The sequence below is a fragment of the Mycoplana sp. MJR14 genome, assembly GCF_029210525.1.
Lineage (GTDB): Bacteria > Pseudomonadota > Alphaproteobacteria > Rhizobiales > Rhizobiaceae > Mycoplana.
The window spans coordinates 1-16086 of record NZ_JARGEO010000005.1; the positions used below are offsets into that span (position 1 = coordinate 1).

At 65.2% G+C, this 16086-nt stretch carries 14 protein-coding genes and 1 pseudogene; 5 read left to right on the forward strand and 10 right to left on the reverse strand.

Translation table 11 applies throughout. The features are described 5' to 3' along the window. Nucleotides 1–317 (forward strand): annotated as a pseudogene (locus tag P0086_RS13325) (hypothetical protein); the annotation flags it as partial. 76 nt (nt 318–393) lie between these two features. Here P0086_RS13325 and P0086_RS13330 read toward each other — a convergent pair. Together P0086_RS13330 and P0086_RS13335 are read right to left on the reverse strand one after the other, a co-directional pair. Next, the gene (locus P0086_RS13330) at nt 394–1029 is read right to left on the reverse strand and encodes a LysE family translocator (RefSeq protein WP_275786208.1); all 636 of its coding nucleotides are present in this window, start codon (nt 1027–1029) and stop codon (nt 394–396) included. Nucleotides 1030–1184: 155 nt separating this feature from the next. Beyond that, on the reverse strand, nt 1185–2075 hold the full coding sequence (locus tag P0086_RS13335) for a DMT family transporter (RefSeq protein ID WP_275786212.1): 891 nt from the start codon (nt 2073–2075) through the stop codon (nt 1185–1187). A gap of 331 nt (nt 2076–2406) precedes the next feature. On the opposite strand from P0086_RS13335, the gene P0086_RS13340 reads away from it, so the two are divergent. Genes P0086_RS13340 through P0086_RS13350 form a run of 3 tightly spaced genes read left to right on the forward strand, consistent with a single transcriptional unit; the run spans nt 2407 to nt 5603 of the window. Then, nucleotides 2407–3801: a circularly permuted type 2 ATP-grasp protein gene (locus P0086_RS13340; RefSeq protein ID WP_275786971.1), complete on the forward strand. Its 1395-nt coding sequence runs from the start codon at nt 2407–2409 to the stop codon at nt 3799–3801. A gap of 5 nt (nt 3802–3806) precedes the next feature. Then, the gene (locus P0086_RS13345) at nt 3807–4748 is read left to right on the forward strand and encodes an alpha-E domain-containing protein (protein ID WP_275786214.1); all 942 of its coding nucleotides are present in this window, start codon (nt 3807–3809) and stop codon (nt 4746–4748) included. Between the two features lie 24 nt (nt 4749–4772). Next, on the forward strand, nt 4773–5603 hold the full coding sequence (locus P0086_RS13350) for a transglutaminase family protein (protein WP_275786217.1): 831 nt from the start codon (nt 4773–4775) through the stop codon (nt 5601–5603). Between the two features lie 17 nt (nt 5604–5620). Here P0086_RS13350 and P0086_RS13355 read toward each other — a convergent pair whose 3' ends face one another. The 8 genes from P0086_RS13355 to chvE all read right to left on the reverse strand — a co-directional run bounded on the left by P0086_RS13355 (nt 5621) and on the right by chvE (nt 14795). Then, complete coding sequence (locus tag P0086_RS13355; protein WP_275786219.1) at nt 5621–6034, reverse strand: type II toxin-antitoxin system VapC family toxin; 414 nt, start codon at nt 6032–6034, stop codon at nt 5621–5623. Further along, the gene (locus tag P0086_RS13360) at nt 6031–6270 is read right to left on the reverse strand and encodes a type II toxin-antitoxin system Phd/YefM family antitoxin (protein WP_112606577.1); all 240 of its coding nucleotides are present in this window, start codon (nt 6268–6270) and stop codon (nt 6031–6033) included. Before P0086_RS13360 ends, P0086_RS13355 begins: the two co-directional genes overlap by 4 nt. Before the next feature lie 168 nt (nt 6271–6438). After that, nucleotides 6439–8178 (reverse strand): L-arabinonate dehydratase, encoded by a 1740-nt coding sequence (gene araD, locus P0086_RS13365; protein ID WP_112598593.1) that lies wholly within the window; start codon nt 8176–8178, stop codon nt 6439–6441. A 64-nt stretch (nt 8179–8242) separates the two neighbouring features. Beyond that, on the reverse strand, nt 8243–9676 hold the full coding sequence (locus tag P0086_RS13370; RefSeq protein ID WP_275786226.1) for an aldehyde dehydrogenase family protein: 1434 nt from the start codon (nt 9674–9676) through the stop codon (nt 8243–8245). A gap of 54 nt (nt 9677–9730) precedes the next feature. Then, the gene (gene araD1, locus P0086_RS13375; protein ID WP_275786229.1) at nt 9731–10726 is read right to left on the reverse strand and encodes an AraD1 family protein; all 996 of its coding nucleotides are present in this window, start codon (nt 10724–10726) and stop codon (nt 9731–9733) included. 136 nt (nt 10727–10862) lie between these two features. Beyond that, nucleotides 10863–12071 (reverse strand): multiple monosaccharide ABC transporter permease, encoded by a 1209-nt coding sequence (gene mmsB, locus P0086_RS13380; protein ID WP_112606579.1) that lies wholly within the window; start codon nt 12069–12071, stop codon nt 10863–10865. Beyond that, nucleotides 12071–13606, reverse strand: a complete 1536-nt coding sequence (mmsA, locus tag P0086_RS13385; RefSeq protein WP_112606817.1) for a multiple monosaccharide ABC transporter ATP-binding protein — start codon at nt 13604–13606, stop codon at nt 12071–12073. Before mmsA ends, mmsB begins: the two co-directional genes overlap by 1 nt. 118 nt (nt 13607–13724) lie before the next feature. Further along, on the reverse strand, nt 13725–14795 hold the full coding sequence (gene chvE, locus P0086_RS13390) for a multiple monosaccharide ABC transporter substrate-binding protein (protein WP_112598587.1): 1071 nt from the start codon (nt 14793–14795) through the stop codon (nt 13725–13727). 268 nt (nt 14796–15063) lie between these two features. Here chvE and P0086_RS13395 point away from each other — a divergent pair, with 268 nt between their 5' ends. Further along, nucleotides 15064–16080, forward strand: a complete 1017-nt coding sequence (locus P0086_RS13395) for a LysR family transcriptional regulator (protein ID WP_112598586.1) — start codon at nt 15064–15066, stop codon at nt 16078–16080. The last annotated feature ends 6 nt before the right edge of the window (nt 16081–16086 follow it).

Here is a 16086-nt window from a genome sequence, read left to right on the forward strand (position 1 = left end):
CTTCCGATCTGGGCGCCCGCGGCGGCCAGCAGCATGCCGAGCATCGCGCGCAGTCAGGCAGCCAGGCCGGCGAACGCGGCGAAGGCCAGATCGTGGACCGCGGCTTCTCCGACCGCCCGCAGAAGCGCCAGGACCGCCGCCCCGACACGGCCAGCCACGACGGCGCCGGGCAGAACCGGCACGCGCCGGGCCGCCCCGACCAGAAGCACGCCGAAGGCCGCAACCGCAACCACGCCGGCGGCCGTCCGGGCCAGAACAACGGCAACCGCAATGGCCAGTCGCGCCGCCAGAACGGCAAGCGCCGCGAACAGGCCTGAGCGCGGCTATCGGATTGCAACGACGAGAATTGCGGCGGGCCTCGGCCCGCCGTTTTCATTTGGCCTGGCCCTGCCTCTAAGCCCCGCCCCGCCGATAGAGGGCCAGCGAGCCGGCAAGCGCCAGCAGCGCGCCGCCGCACATCCGGTCGAGCCAGATGGCGCCCGACCTGCGCAGCATCCGGACCGCCTGCGCACCGAGCAGCGCATAGCCGAACATGACGACGAAATCGATGCCGGCAAAGACGAGCGCCAGCACCAGATATTGCCCGGCCTGCGGCGCCGCCGGGTCGATGAACTGCGGCAGGAAGGCCGAGAAGAACAGGTAGCCCTTCGGGTTCGTCACCGCGACGAGGAAGCTCTTGAGGAAGATCGACCGGGCCGTCCCGGTATCGGTGGCGCCCGCCGGCTGCAGCGAGGCCTCGAGCGTGCCCTTCGAGCGAAGGAGCATGACGCCGAGGAAGGCGAGATAGCCGGCGCCGAGCCACTTGACGACGGAAAACCAGAATTCGGATGCGGCAAGCAGGGCCCCGAGGCCGAGCGCAACCGCGCCGATCAGCACGAAGTCCGACAGCACCGCGCCGACCATGCCGAGGCAGGCGCGCCGCACCCCGAAGCGCGATCCGTTCGATAGCGCCAGCAGCACCGTCGGTCCCGGCGTCGTGATCCCGATGAAGGCCACGAGTGCAAACGCAACTACGGTTGTTCCAACCATGTCGACTCCCCCGTCCTGATAGCCGTGCTCTGCTCCCGCCGCCGTCCGGACACGGGCGGACCGCCGGGATACGGCATCCGGCGCCCGCCAAAGAGTACGGAATTTTGCCGCGACTGCAATTGCCGGTGGCGGGCCGTCTGCCACGCCCTCGCCGCCTACTCCGCCGGCGCGGTCTGCGGCGCCTTGCGGTTTGCGAGATAGACGCCGGCGACGACGACGAACGTGCCTGCGATCATCGGCAGGGTCAGTTCCTCGCCGAAGGCGATCGCCGCTTCGATCGCCGCGAGCGGCGGCACCAGATAGATCAGCGAGGCGGCACGGGCCACCTGGCCGCGGCGCAGAAGGTAGAGCAGCAGCAGGATCGCCCCCATCGAGATCCCGACCACGGACCAGACGAGCAGCGCCACGAAACCGAAGGACAGTTCCACCCGGAACGGTTCGAGGGCCAGCGCGAAGGGCAAGGTGACGACAAGGGCGCCGACATATTGCAGCGTCGCGATCGCGCGGATGTCGCCGGTCTGCAGGTGCTGCTTCTGGTAGATCGTGCCGTAGGTGACCGACATCATGCCGATCACGTTCAGGATGATCGGGAAAGTCGGTATCTCCGCATGCCCCGCGCCCACAAACTTCGGCAGCACCGCGAGGGCGACGCCGGCGAAGCCAAGACCGATGCCGGCCTTCTGCAGCGGCGACAGCCGCTCGCCGATGAAGTACGGCGCCGCCAGCGCCGTCATCAGCGGCTGCAGCGCGGCGATGATGCCGGAGAGCGCCGCCGGCACCCCCTGGCCGATCGCCCACCAGACAGCCCCCAGATAGAAGCCGTGCAGGAAGACGCCGGAGACGATCGCATGCACGACCGTCGACCGGTCCGAAGGCCAGTGCACGCCGGCGACCTGGCAGTAGGCGGCAAACAGGATCGCCGCGGTCGCATAGCGCACCGCGAGGAACGTCAGCGGATCGGAGTAGATGCCGCCGTACTTCGCCACCACCCAGCCCGAGGACCAGAGCAGCACGAAGAGTGCCGGAGCGATGCGATCGAGGGACATGGAGGGCTTCCGGACGGCTTTTCGGATCGAAGGCGAAAGCGTTAGGGCGCCGGCGTCCGATGGTCAAAGCAATATTCTTGATCGTTAGGTTCAACCGCGCTGCGCACGCGGCATTTGCATCTTAATTGAGCAGTTGCAACCGCATCCGCAGGCCGACAGGCGCCGCGGCCGGCCAGAGACGGGCCGCGGCATCGAAACGCGTGCAGGCCTTTGCCGCTTGTTTGCGCCGGACAGATTTTTGCATGCCGATTGAGCACGGTTCTTGCATTGCCCAGGACGTTGTACTCAAATGGCGAGAAAATTGGGGAACACGCCGTTGGCATTTGACGAAATGATGAACGCGGACTCCAGCCCGCGCCAGCCATACCAAGACTACTTTGAATGGTATTCCAGTCAGGATCGGGCCCGCCTGATCGCCAAGTCCAGGGATGCCGAGAACATCTTCCGCAAGACCGGCATCACCTTCGCCGTCTATGGCCACGCGGATAGCTCCGAAAAGCTCATCCCCTTCGATCTCATCCCCCGCATCATCTCCGGCCGCGAATGGCGCAAACTGGCCCAGGGCATCGAGCAGCGGGTGATCGCGCTGAACGCCTTCCTCGACGACATCTACCACAAGCAGGAGATCATCCGCGCCGGCCGGCTGCCGCGCGAACTGATCGAGAAGAACGAGGCGTTCCTGCCGCAGATGATCGGCTTCAAGCCGCCGGGCGGCGTCTACACCCACATCGTCGGCACCGACATCGTGCGCACCGGCGAGGACCAGTTCTACGTCCTGGAGGACAATGCCCGCACGCCCTCCGGCGTCAGCTACATGCTGGAAAACCGCGAAACCATGATGCAGATGTTTCCGGAGCTGTTCCAGCAGAACAAGGTCCGCCCGGTCCAGAACTATCCGAACCTCCTGCGCCAGAGCCTCGCCTCGCTGGCCCCGCCCGGCTGCACCGGCAGGCCGCGCGTCGCAGTCCTCACGCCCGGCATCTACAACTCCGCCTTCTACGAGCACGCCTTCCTGGCAGACCAGATGGGCGTCGAACTGGTGGAGGGATCCGACCTGCGCGTCATCGACGGCAAGGTGAAGATGCGGACCACGCGGGGATACGAGGCGATCGACGTGCTCTACCGTCGCGTCGACGACGATTTCCTCGATCCCCTCACCTTCCGCCCCGAATCCGCGCTCGGCATCCCGGGCATCATGGACGTCTACCGGGCCGGCAACATCACCATTGCGAATGCGCCGGGAACCGGCATCTGCGACGACAAGGCGATCTATTCCTACATGCCGGAAATCGTCGAGTTCTACACCGGCCGCAAGGCGATCCTCGAAAACGTGCCGACCTGGCGCTGTTCGGAACCGGACAGCCTGAAATACGTGCTCGAGCACCTGGAAGAGCTGGTGGTGAAGGAGGTGCACGGTTCGGGCGGCTACGGCATGCTGGTCGGCCCGACGGCGACCAAAAGGGAGCGCGCCCTCTTCGCCGACAAGCTGAAGAGCAAGCCGGGCGGCTACATCGCCCAGCCGACGCTGTCGCTCTCCACCGTTCCGATCCTGGTCAACAAGGGCGTGGCGCCGCGCCATGTCGATCTGCGCCCCTATGTTCTCGTCTCCGACAAGGTGCAGATCATCCCCGGCGGCCTGACGCGCGTGGCGCTGAAGGCCGGCTCGCTCGTGGTCAATTCGAGCCAGGGCGGCGGCACCAAGGATACCTGGGTTCTGGAGGACTGAGCGCCATGCTGGGCAGAACCGCAAACGGACTGTACTGGATGTTCCGCTACATCGAGCGGGCGGAAAACACGGCAAGGCTGATCGATGCCGGCCTGCGCATGTCGCTGACCCGCAGCGACAGCCGCGACGACGACTGGGACGGCGTGCTGCAGAGCGCCGGCGTGCGCGAGGACTACGACAAGGTGCATCCGACGCTTTCGAGCGTCGACGCGATCGACTACCTGTTGCGCGACAAGGCCAACCCTTCGAGCGTGATGTCCTGCATCGACGCGGCCCGCAACAACGCCCGCATGGTGCGCACCGCGCTGACGCGCGAGACCTGGGAAGCGGTCAACGAGTGCTGGATCGAGCTCAAGCACGTGCTCGCCCGCAAGGCGCGCTCGACCGACCTGCCGGAGATCATCGAGACGATCAAGCGCCGCGCCGGCCTCATCCGCGGCGCCTTCCACGGCACGATGCTGCGCGACGACATCTACAACTTCGCCCGCATCGGCACCTTCATCGAGCGCGCCGACAACACCGCGCGCATCCTCGACGTGAAATACTACGTGCTGCTGCCGGCGATCTCGCAGGTCGGCTCGTCGCTGGACAACATGCAGTGGGAATCGATCCTGCGCTCGGTCTCCGCCCACCGCTCCTACGGCTGGGTCTATGACGGCGAGTACAAGCCCTCCAACATCGCCCACTTCCTGATCCTGAACGCGCGCATGCCGCGCTCGCTCGCCTTCAGCTACGAGAAGATCGTCAGCAACCTGTGCTTCCTCGGCCAGGCCTACGGCGAGACCCACGCCGCGCACGAGACCGCCTCGACGACACTGACGCTGCTCCAGAACCGGACGATGGAAGACATCATGGACCAGGGGCTGCACGAGTTCATCGAGGAATTCATCGTCCAGAACAACAGGCTGGGGCAGGAAATCGCGGACGGCTACCGCTTCTATCAGTAGCGTTGCGCGGCAGGGGACTTGAAGATGCGGCTGAAGATCAATCATACGTCGGTCTACACCTATGACGAGCCGGTGCAGTACTCGCTGCAGCGCCTGCGGCTGACCCCGAAGACCCAGCCGGGCCAGACGGTGCTCGACTGGCGGACGACCGTTCACGGCGCGCATGTGGAGGTCGGCTACAGCGACCATTTCGGCAATCACGTCGATCTCGTCAGCACGAACGCCGACCAGACGACGATCCGAATCATCGCCGAGGGCGAGGTCGACACCGAGGACCGCGCCGGCGTCTTCGGCCCGCACCAGGGCTACGTTCCGCTCTGGCTCTACCTGCGCGAGACGGCGCTGACGAAGCCCGGCCGGCTCGTTCGCGAACTCGTCCGCGCCTCGGACGGCGAGACGGAACTCGCCCGCCTGCACGCGCTGATGGCGACCATCCACAAGGCGATCGACTACAAGACCGGCGAGACGGCGGCGGATACGACGGCGGAGCGTGCGCTCGAGAAGGGCTCGGGCGTCTGCCAGGACCACGCCCATGTGATGATTTCGGCCGCACGCGTGCTGGGCCTGCCGGCCCGCTATGTCTCGGGCTATCTCCTGATGGACGGCCATGTCGACCAGACGGCCAGCCACGCCTGGGCCGACGTTCACGTTCAGGGCATCGGCTGGATCGGCTTCGACGCGGCCAACGACATCTGCCCCGACGATCGCTACGTGCGGCTGGCCACCGGCCTCTGCTACCGCGACGCCGCCCCCGTCTCCGGCCTGGTCGTCGGCCGCGCCGCCGAGACGATGAGCGTATCGATCCGGGTCGAGGCGGCCGGGCAGAGCCAGAGCCAGTCGCAGAGCCAGAGCTAGAGCCGGATCAGCCGGTGCTATACGCCGGCATCCTCGGCAAGGACGTGGCCGAGTGCAGCATAGTCGAGCACGGCCCGGTCCGCCGTCAGCAGGATCGCGCCGAGATTGCGCGTCGTGGCGACGATCAGGCGATCGGCGGGATCGGCGTGGAAGGCGCCCGGCAAGCGCACGCTGTCGACGGCGATCGCAGGGCTGATGGCGGCGAGGTGGATGCCGGGCAGCGCCAGCGCCGCGTCCAGCCAGGCAGCGACGTCGCGGCCGAGGGCCAGGCGCCCCTTCTCCGCAAGCATGGCGATTTCCCAGGGGGTGATCGCCGACAGGAACAGGCCGTTTGTCAGCACTGCGTCATCGATCGCGCGTCGGGCGCGAGCGCCGAGCCGGCCGCTTCCCTCCATCAGCCAGACGAAGACGTGCGTGTCGAGAACGATCACCGCGCAGCCGCCCAGTCGTCGGCGTCGGCGGCCGGGGCAAACGGATCGTCGTAGCGCAGTACGCTGCCCTTGAGGGCCCCGAAGACGGATTTGCCCTCCGCCGGAACCGCCGGCGAGAGCACGGCGACCGGCTTGCCGTGGCGGGTAATGACGACGGGTTCGCCGTCTGCGTTCATCTCGTCGATCAGGCGCAGGCAGGTGGCCTTGAATTCGGTGGCCGCAACGCTCTTCGTCATGTTCTGTCTCCGCACGGATTTCTGTACAGATAATATGTCCATTATCGAAGCATTTCAAGCCGACCACTGGCGGCGCGGCGGCGCGTCACGGTGTCGATGCCGGTCCTGCAACGAAAAAGGCGGGGTTTGTCCCCGCCTCTTCTTGTCTTGCCGTACCGGCTGCGGCCGTCAGTGGCTGTCCTTGCCGACAGCGCTGCCGCGACATCCCTTGAGGAAGTCGAGGTCGGCGCCGGTGTCGGCGCCCTGGACGTGCTGCTGGTGCAGCCAGGCATAACCGGAGGTCGGCAGTTCGTGGTTCGGCTTCCATTCGGAAAGACGCCGCGCCAGTTCCTCGTCGGAAATGTCGAGATGCAGGCGACGGTTCGGCACGTCCAGCTCGATCATGTCGCCGTTCTTCACCACCGCCAGCGGCCCGCCGACGGCGGCTTCCGGCGAGGTGTGCAGCACGACGGTACCGTAGGCCGTGCCCGACATGCGCGCGTCGGAGATGCGCACCATGTCGGTGATGCCCTTCTTCAGCACCTTCGGCGGCAGGCCCATGTTGCCGACCTCGGCCATGCCCGGATAGCCCTTCGGCCCACAGTTCTTCATGACCATGACGCAGGTCTCGTCGATGTCGAGATTGTCGTCGTTGATCTTGGCCTTGTAGTCGTCGATGTCCTCGAACACGACGGCGCGGCCGCGATGGGTGAGAAGATGCGGCGAGGCGGCGGACGGCTTCAGCACCGCGCCCTTCGGCGCGAGATTGCCGCGCAGAACGACGATACCGCCAGACTGCGTCAGCGCCTTTTCGGCCGGCAGGATCACGTCCTCGTTCCAGTTGACGACGCCCTTGACCTCGTCCCACATGGTCTCGCCGGAGACCGTCAGCGCGTCCTTGTGCAGGAGGCCGGCCTCGCCGAGGCGCTTCAGCACCACCGGCAGGCCGCCGGCATAGAAGAACTCTTCCATCAGGTACTTGCCGGACGGCATCAGGTTGACGATGGTCGGCACGTCGCGGCCACAGCGGTCCCAGTCGTCCAGCGTCAGGTCGATGCCGACGCGGCCGGCAATGGCGAGGAGGTGGATCACCGCGTTGGTCGAGCCGCCGATCGCCGCATTGGTGCGGATGGCGTTCTCGAAAGCCTGCTTCGTCATGATGTCGGACGGCTTCAGGTCGTCCTTGACCATCTGGACGATGCGCCGGCCGGTCATCTGCGCCATCACCTTCCGGCGGGAATCGACCGCCGGGATCGCGGCGTTGCCGGAAAGCGCCATGCCGAGCGCCTCGGCCATGGAGGCCATGGTGGAGGCGGTGCCCATCGTGTTGCAGGTGCCCGTCGAGCGGCTCATCGAGGCTTCGGCCTCGAGGAACTCGGCCTGCGTCATCTCGCCGGCCTTCACCATCTCGGAGAACTTCCAAAGATGCGTGCCCGAACCGACGCGCTCACCGCGGAAATAGCCGTTCAGCATCGGTCCGCCGGTGACGACGATCGACGGCAGGTCGACGGAGGCCGCCCCCATCAGGAGCGACGGCGTGGTCTTGTCGCAGCCGACCATCAGCACGCAGCCGTCCATCGGCTGGCCGCGGATCGCCTCCTCGACCGCGAGCGCCGCGAGGTTGCGGTACATCATCGCCGTCGGGCGGAAGGTGTTTTCGGAGGCCGAGAACACCGGCACCTCGACCGGGAAGCCGCCGGCCTCCCAGACGCCCGCCTTCACCTTCTCGGCGAGTTCGCGCAGGTGGCCGTTGCAGGGCGTCAGATCCGACCAGGTGTTGAGGATGCCGATCACCGGACGGCCGTCGAACAGGTCGTGCGGATAGCCCTGGTTCTTCATCCAGCCGCGGTGATAGATCACGTCGCGGCTCGTGCCGCCGTACCATTCCTGCGACCTCAGCCTGCGCGGCCATTCTGCTTTCTTTGTCATTTCCTAGCGTCCTTGAAGGAGGCGCCCCGGCGCCACTGCCGGGGCGATTTTCAGGCCGGCGCGGTCACGCCAGCGTGTAGGCGGTCTTGACCGTCGTGTAGAACTCGTTGGCATACTTGCCCTGCTCGCGCGGACCGTAGGACGATCCCTTGCGACCGCCGAAGGGCACGTGGAAGTCGACGCCGGCCGTCGGCAGGTTGACCATCACCATGCCGGCTTCCGCATTGCGCTTGAAATGCGTCGCGTGCTTGAGGCTCGTCGTGGCGATCCCCGACGACAGCCCGAACGGCGTGTCGTTGGCGGTGGCCAGCGCCTCCTCGTAGTCCTTCACCCGGATCACCGAGACGACCGGGCCGAAGATCTCCTCGCGGCTGATGCGCATGGCATTCGTCGCTTCGGTGAACAGCGCCGGCTGCAGGTAGAAGCCCGGATTGTCGCGCGTCAGCAGATCGCCGCCGAAGGCGAGCCTGGCGCCCTCGCCCTTGCCGATCTCGATGTAGTCGGTGTCCTGCTTGAGCTGGCTGGCGTCGACCACCGGGCCGATATGGGTGCCGGCCTTCAGCGCGTCGTCGACCACCAGCGTCTTCAGCTTCTCCGTCAGCGCGGCGACGAACTTGTCGTGGATGCCCTCGGTGACGATCAGTCGCGAGGAGGCCGTGCAGCGCTGGCCGGTCGAGAAGAAGCCGGAATTGGCGGCGGCTTCGACGGCGACGGTGAGGTCGGCGTCGTCGAGCACGACGAAGGGATTCTTGCCGCCCATTTCCAGCTGGAACTTGCGGTTATGCTCGATCGAGGTGGCGGCCACCCGCTTGCCGGTACCGGTCGAGCCGGTGAACGTGATCGCGGCGACGTCGGGGCTTTCCAGCATCGCCTGGCCGACGACCGAGCCCTTGCCCATGACGAGGTTGAGCACGCCCTTCGGCAGCCCGGCGCGGTGCAGGATGTCGACGATCGCCCAGGCGCAGCCCGGCACTAGCTCGGCCGGCTTGAAGACGATCGTATTGCCGTAGGCGAGTGCCGGCGCAATCTTCCAGGCCGGAATGGCGATCGGGAAGTTCCACGGCGTGATGATGCCCACGACGCCGACGGCCTCACGGGTGATCTCGACGCCGATGTTCGGCCGCACCGACGGAATGACCTCGCCGGCGAGCCGCAGCGTTTCGCCTGCGAAGAATTCGAAGATCTGCCCGGCCCGGATCGTCTCGCCGATTGCCTCCGGCAGCGTCTTGCCCTCCTCGCGGGCGAGCAGCGTGCCGAGTTCGTCCTTGCGCGCCATGATCTCGTCGGCGGTCTTCTTCAGGATCGCATGGCGCTCGAGGATGCCGGATCGCGACCAGGCCGGAAAGGCGGCCTTCGCCGCGGCGATCGCGGTCTTGGCATCATCGGCCGAGGCGCGGGCGTATTCGCCGATCACGTCGTTGGTGTTCGACGGATTGATGTTGGCAACCCCGTCGCTGCCGACCCATTCGCCGGCGATCAGGTTCTTGTGGATGGTCATGGGCAAGGCCCTCCTGTCTCATCCCGGCGGCGCGCAGGCACCGGCCCGGATCCGTTACAATTGCTGGATTTCGACCGGAACTTCCTTGGCAATTGCCAAGGGATTGCGGAGCGGCAGGCCGAACCCGTCGGCGCCGATCTCGAAGACGTCGCCTTCCTGCGTGCGGATGCCGTCACCGAACGACAGCGTCGCGGTGCCGAACATGTGCACGTGCACTTCGCCCGGCTGGCGGAACAGGTCGTACTTGAAATGATGGTATTCGAGGTTGGCGAAGGTGTGCGACATGTTCGCCTCGCCCGACAGGAACGGCTTTTCCCATAGCACCTTGCCGTCGCGGACGATGCGCGAGAAGCCGCGGATGTCGTCCGGCGCGACCCCGATGCGGATCTCCGGGCCGAAGCTCGCCTGGCGCAGCTTGGAATGGGCCAGCCACAGGTAGTTGACCCGCTCGGTGACGTGGTCGGAGAACTCGTTGGCGACGGCAAAGCCGAGGCGGAATGGCACGCCCTTCGACGAGATGACGTAGATGCCGGCCATTTCCGGCTCCTCGCCGCCGTCCTCGGCGAAGGAGGGCGAGGTCAGCGCGCCGCCGGGGGCGACGGCCTGGGTGCCGTTGCCCTTGTAGAACCATTCCGGCTGCACGCCCTTCTCGCCCGGCTTCGGCTTGCCGCCTTCGAGACCCATCCTGAACATCTTCATGGAATCGGTCAGTGTCTCGGCGGCCGCCTCCGTCGTCTTCTTGTGCATAGCGTCGCGGGTCGCGGCGGAGCCGAGATGCGTCAGGCCGGTGCCGGTCAGGTGCAGGTGGGCCGGATCGGGATGGGTGATCGGCGAGATCAGCCGGCCCTCGGCATAGGCCTTCTCCAGGTCGATCGCCTCGCCGTAGCCGTGCGCCTCGATCACCGCCTTGAGGCTCTTGCCGCCGTCGGCGGCCTCCATGGCGAGCGCGTACAGGCTGGCGGCGTTCTTGACCGCCCGGGCGCCCTGCCCGTCCTCGCGTGCGGCGACCGTGATCGAGCCGTCGGCATTCTTCAACTGTGATACCAGCATGGTCCAAATCCTTGTTCGTTCGCGGCGGCCCGCCTCGGCAAGGCTCCGCCAACGGCGCGACCGCTGCCGCGCCGCCAGACCGCGCGCCCCGCGGCCCGATAGGTTGACGACTGTGCGGCTGTCCGGCGCTGGCCGGTCAGCCCTTGTTCTTTTGGTAGACGTCGAAGAACACCGCAGCCAGAAGCACGAGGCCCTTGATCAGCTGCTGGTAGTCGATGCCGATGCCCATGATCGACATGCCGTTGTTCATCACGCCCATGATGAAGGCGCCGATCACCGCGCCGGTGATCTTGCCGACACCGCCCGAAGCCGAAGCGCCGCCGATGAAGCAGGCCGCGATCACGTCCAACTCGAAGCCGACGCCGGCCTTCGGCGTCGCCGAATTGAGGCGCGCGGTGATGATCATGCCGGCGAGCGCCGCCAGCACGCCCATGTTGGCGAAGGTGTAGAAGGTCAGGCGCTCGGTGTTGATGCCCGAAAGCTTCGCCGCCTTCTCGTTGCCGCCCATGGCGTAGATCCGCCGGCCGACCGTCGAACGCGTGGTGACGAAGGAATAGAGCGCGATCAGGACGCCCATGACGATCAGCACGTTCGGCAGGCCGCGATAGGTGGACAGCTGGAAGCCGATGAAGAGCGCAACGATGGCGATGACGGCCATCTGGATCGCGAAGAACACGAACGGCTCGTTCTCGGTGCCGTGCATCTCGTTGATCCTGCGGCTGCGGAAGCCGGACCAGACGGCCAGCGCGACGAGCAGGATGACGGCGACGAGCGCCACCACGTTCTTGATCACCTCCGGGGCCGGGTTCAGGAAATAGAGGAAATCAGGCACGAAACCGGTGGAAAGGACCTGGAATTCCTTCGGGAACGGACCGATCGGGCGGCCGCCGAGCACGACATAGGTCATGCCGCGGAAGACCAGCATGCCGGCCAGCGTGACGATGAAGGACGGGATCTTCTGGTAGGCCACCCAGTAGCCTTGCGCCGCCCCCATGATGCCGCCGACGATCAGACATGCGGGCACGACGATGATCGCCGGCACGCCCCATTTCACCAGCATGATCGCCGAGATCGCGCCGATGAAGGCGACGATCGAGCCGACCGACAGGTCGATGTGCCCGGCGACGATGATCAGCAGCATGCCCAACGCCATGATGACGATGAACGAGTTCTGCAGCACCAGGTTGGTGATGTTGACCGGGCGGAACAGGACGCCGCTCGTCAGGATCTGGAAGAACACCATGATGACCACGAGCGCGACGAGCAGGCCGTACTCACGGATATTGTTCCTGAGATAGTCCCCGATGGACGGTTTTGAGGTTGGAGCGCTGGTATCGGCGACCATTAGTGTTTCTCCCCGGAGCGCATGATGGCGCGCATGATGGATTCTTGGCTTGCCTCCTCCTTGGAAAGCTCTGCGACGATACGTCCTTCATTCATGACATAGATGCGATCGCAGGTTCCAAGCAGCTCGGGCATCTCCGAAGAGATCATCAGAATGCCTTTGCCCTCGGCTGCAAGCTGGTTGATGATGCTGTAGATTTCGAATTTGGCGCCGACGTCGATGCCGCGCGTGGGCTCGTCGAGGATCAGCACTTCCGGATTGGTGAACAGCCATTTCGACAGCACCACCTTCTGCTGGTTGCCGCCGGAGAGGTTCACCGTCTCCTGATAGATCGAATGCGAGCGGATGCGCAGCTTCGAGCGGTAGTCCGTCGCGACCTTCGTTTCCTTGTGGTCGTCGATGATGCCGTTCTTCGACACCGCCTCGAGGTTCGAGAGCGTGGTGTTCTGCTTGATGTTGTTCATCAGCACGAGGCCGAGGTGCTTGCGGTCCTCGGTGACGTAGGCCAGGCCCGCGTCGATCGCCTTCGGGATCGTGCTGACGTCGACGGGCTTGCCGCGCATGTAGACTTCGCCGCTGATCTTGTGGCCCCACGACTTGCCGAAGAGGCTCATCGCGGTCTCGGTGCGGCCGGCACCCATCAGCCCGGCGATGCCGACGACTTCGCCGGCGCGGACGTTGAAGTTGACGTCGTGCAGGAACTGGCGGTCGCGGTGATGCTGGTGGAAGACGTTCCAGTTCTTCACTTCCAGCAGCTTCTCGCCGATCTTCGGCTCGCGCGGCGGGTAGCGGTCTTCCATGTCGCGGCCGACCATGCCCTTGATGATCCGGTCCTCGCTGATGTCTTCCCTGTGACAGTCGAGCGTCTCGACCGTACCGCCGTCGCGCAGGATGGTGATCTTGTCGGCGACCTTCTTGATCTCGTTCAGCTTGTGCGAAATGATGATCGAGGTCATGCCCTGGGCGCGGAACTCCATCAGCAGCTTCAGCAGCGCCTCGGAATCCTTTTCGTTCAGTGACGCGGTCGGCTCGTCGAGGATCAGCAGGCGCACCTTCTTCGACAGCGCCTTGGCGATCTCGACCAGCTGCTGCTTGCCGACGCCGATATCGGTGATCAGGGTGGTGGGCGATTCCGTCAGGCCGACCTTCTTCAGCAGTTCCTGCGTCCGGGCGAAGGTCTGCGGCCAGTGGATCACGCCGTTGGTGGCGATCTCGTTGCCGAGGAAGATGTTCTCGGCGATCGAGAGCAGCGGCACCAGCGCCAGCTCCTGGTGGATGATGATGATGCCGAGCTCTTCGCTGTCGGCGATCGTGGCGAAGCGGCGCAGTTCGCCGTCGTAGTGGATTTCACCCTCGTAGGTGCCCGCGGGATAGACGCCGCTCAGCACCTTCATCAGGGTCGACTTGCCGGCTCCGTTTTCACCGACCAGCGCGTGGATTTCGCCCTCGCGGACCTTGAAGCTGACGTTGTCGAGCGCCTTGACGCCGGGAAACGTCTTGGTGATGCTCCGCATTTCGAGAATGATGTTGTCCATGTTCAGGCATTCCGGCAGCATTCTGCGTGCGACGGGCTGGAGCCGAAAGTCTACAGGCTCCACCGCCAAGATAAAAGGGTCCGCAACCGATCGCGGACCCCCCGTTTTCAGACCGCTATCAGTTGTTGATCTGATCTTCGGTGTAGTAGCCCGCGCCGACCAGGATGTCCTTGGCGTTGGACTTGTCGACCGAAACCGGCTTCAGCAGGTAGGACGGAACGACCTTGACGCCGTTGTCGTAGGTCTTGGTGTCGTTGACTTCCGGCTCCTTGCCGCCGAGGATGGCATCCGTCATGTTGACGGCAACCTTGGCGAGTTCGCGGGTGTCCTTGAACACCGTCGAGTACTGCTCGTCGGCGAGGATCGACTTGACCGACGGCAGCTCGGCGTCCTGACCGGTGACGACGGCCATCTTCTGGTCGCCCGAGCCGTAGCCGACGCCCTTCAGGGCCGACAGGATGCCGATCGACAGGCCGTCATAGGGCGACAGGACGCCATGGACCTGGGCATCGGTGTAGGTGGAGGACAGCAGGTTTTCCATGCGGGCCTGGGCGACCGCGCCATCCCAGCGCAGCGTGCCGACCTGGTCCATGCCCTGCTGGCCGGACTTGATCACGATGTCGCCGCTGTCGATGAGCGGCTGCAGGACCGACATGGCGCCGTCGTAGAAGAAGAAGGCGTTGTTGTCGTCCGGCGAACCGCCGAACAGCTCGACGTTCCACGGCTTGACGTCGCCGAACTGGGCCTTCAGGCCGTCGACGAGGCTGGTTGCCTGCAGGACGCCGACCTGGAAGTTGTCGAAGGTGGCGTAGTAGTCGACGTTGCCCGAATCGCGGATCAGGCGGTCATAGGCGATGACCTTGACGCCGGCGTCGTGCGCCTTTGCCAGGATGTCCGACAGCGTGGTGCCGTCGATGGCGCCGATCACGAGAACCTTGGCGCCCTTGGTGACCATGTTCTCGATCTGGGCCAGCTGGTTCGGAATATCGTCATCGGCGAACTGCAGGTCCGCCGTGTAGCCGGCCTCCGTGAACAGCTTCTCCATGGTCTCGCCGTCGGAAATCCAGCGGGTGGAGGTCTTCGTCGGCATGGAAATGCCGACCGTGCCCTTGTCCTGCGCAAAGGCAGGTACGGCGAAGGACGCCACGCTGATGGCAGCGGCGGCGAGAAGCGAAGTGATCAATTTCATTATTTAGTCTCTCCCTTGTACAGGCCTGACTCCACGTCCAGACCGAATTCAGTGCTTCGTTGCCCGCTGTCGCAGACGACGGTCTCCAACGGAGGAAAAGGATGTTTACCCCTCCCGGCCTCAACTCCCTTGGGCACGAGCGCACCTGCCGGGCAAACTCTACCGAAACGCTATAACTGTCAAATACAATAAGCTTCTAATCCCATACCAAAAACGATATAATGATCGTTAATGATATGATTTTTGGGTGAAGGAAGACGGTTAACATATGCATGAAGCCATATTTGACGCCCCGCCGCCCCCCGAGCGGCCCGCGGACGACCAGCTCGGCCTCGGCCTGCTGCGCTCGGGCCTCAAGCTGAACCACCTCCGCATGATCGTCGCGATCGACCAGCACAAGCAGGTCAGCGCTGCCGCCGCGGCTCTCAGCATCTCCCAGCCGGCGGCCTCGCGCATGCTGACGGAGATGGAGAGTATAATAAAGGTCCCGCTCTGTGAACGGGTCTCTCGCGGGGTGGAACTGACGCAGTTCGGCCGGGCGTTCGCCCGCCGCGCCCGCACCATCCTTCTGGAACTCGACGAGGTCGACCGGGAAATCGCCGCGCTGAAGTCCGGCGCCGGCGGCACGGTCTTCCTCGGCACGGTGGCCGCACCGGCGATCAGCCTGGCGGTCCCGGCGATCCAGCAGGTCAGCGCCGCCTATCCCGGCATCGAGGTCAACGTCCGCATCGAGACGAGCAACGTGCTGGCCCGCGAGCTGATCTCGTCCAAGCACGACTTCATCATGGCGCGCGTGCCCGACGATCTCGATCCGCGCCTCTTCAACGTCCAGGAAATCGGCGTGGAAAAGGCCTGCCTGATCGTGCGAAAGGGCCACCCCCTGACTGAGAAGGACACCGTGTCGCTGGCGGACCTGCCCTTCTACGACTGGGTGTTCCAGCCGCCCGGAACGCTGTTGCGCCGGCGGGTCGAGGAGCTGTTCATCGCCGGCGACGTCCCCCTGCCGGGAACGGTGGTCAACACCGCCTCGCTGCTGCTCACCGTGGCGCTCGTCTGTTCCTCCAACGCGATCGCGCCGATCGCCCTGGACATGGCCGAGTTCGTCACGGGGAACGGCGGCGGGCCGAGCGAGGTCCGCATCCTGAAGACCGACTTCGACATCGACATCAAGCCCTACAGCCTCATCTCCATCAAGGGCCGGGAGCTGCCGCCGAGCGCCAAGCTGTTCTATGATCTGATTCTCCAGCGCAGCCGGGTGCTCTTTCCGGACCGCTCGGACGGCTGAGGAGAG

Excerpts from the sequence above, each read along its gene's own strand:
- P0086_RS13370 (WP_275786226.1), bottom strand. The coding sequence starts at position 9,676 with ATGACCATCCACAAGAACCTGATCGCCGGCGAATGGGTCGGCAGCGAC.
- P0086_RS13395 (WP_112598586.1), top strand. The coding sequence starts at position 15,064 with ATGCATGAAGCCATATTTGACGCCCCGCCGCCCCCCGAGCGGCCCGCG.
- P0086_RS13335 (WP_275786212.1), bottom strand. The coding sequence starts at position 2,075 with ATGTCCCTCGATCGCATCGCTCCGGCACTCTTCGTGCTGCTCTGGTCC.
- P0086_RS13350 (WP_275786217.1), top strand. The coding sequence starts at position 4,773 with ATGCGGCTGAAGATCAATCATACGTCGGTCTACACCTATGACGAGCCG.
- mmsA (WP_112606817.1), bottom strand. The coding sequence starts at position 13,606 with ATGGACAACATCATTCTCGAAATGCGGAGCATCACCAAGACGTTTCCC.
- P0086_RS13345 (WP_275786214.1), top strand. The coding sequence starts at position 3,807 with ATGCTGGGCAGAACCGCAAACGGACTGTACTGGATGTTCCGCTACATC.
- araD (WP_112598593.1), bottom strand. The coding sequence starts at position 8,178 with ATGACAAAGAAAGCAGAATGGCCGCGCAGGCTGAGGTCGCAGGAATGG.
- mmsB (WP_112606579.1), bottom strand. The coding sequence starts at position 12,071 with ATGGTCGCCGATACCAGCGCTCCAACCTCAAAACCGTCCATCGGGGAC.
- chvE (WP_112598587.1), bottom strand. The coding sequence starts at position 14,795 with ATGAAATTGATCACTTCGCTTCTCGCCGCCGCTGCCATCAGCGTGGCG.
- P0086_RS13340 (WP_275786971.1), top strand. The coding sequence starts at position 2,407 with ATGATGAACGCGGACTCCAGCCCGCGCCAGCCATACCAAGACTACTTT.
- P0086_RS13330 (WP_275786208.1), bottom strand. The coding sequence starts at position 1,029 with ATGGTTGGAACAACCGTAGTTGCGTTTGCACTCGTGGCCTTCATCGGG.
- P0086_RS13360 (WP_112606577.1), bottom strand. The coding sequence starts at position 6,270 with ATGACGAAGAGCGTTGCGGCCACCGAATTCAAGGCCACCTGCCTGCGC.
- araD1 (WP_275786229.1), bottom strand. The coding sequence starts at position 10,726 with ATGCTGGTATCACAGTTGAAGAATGCCGACGGCTCGATCACGGTCGCC.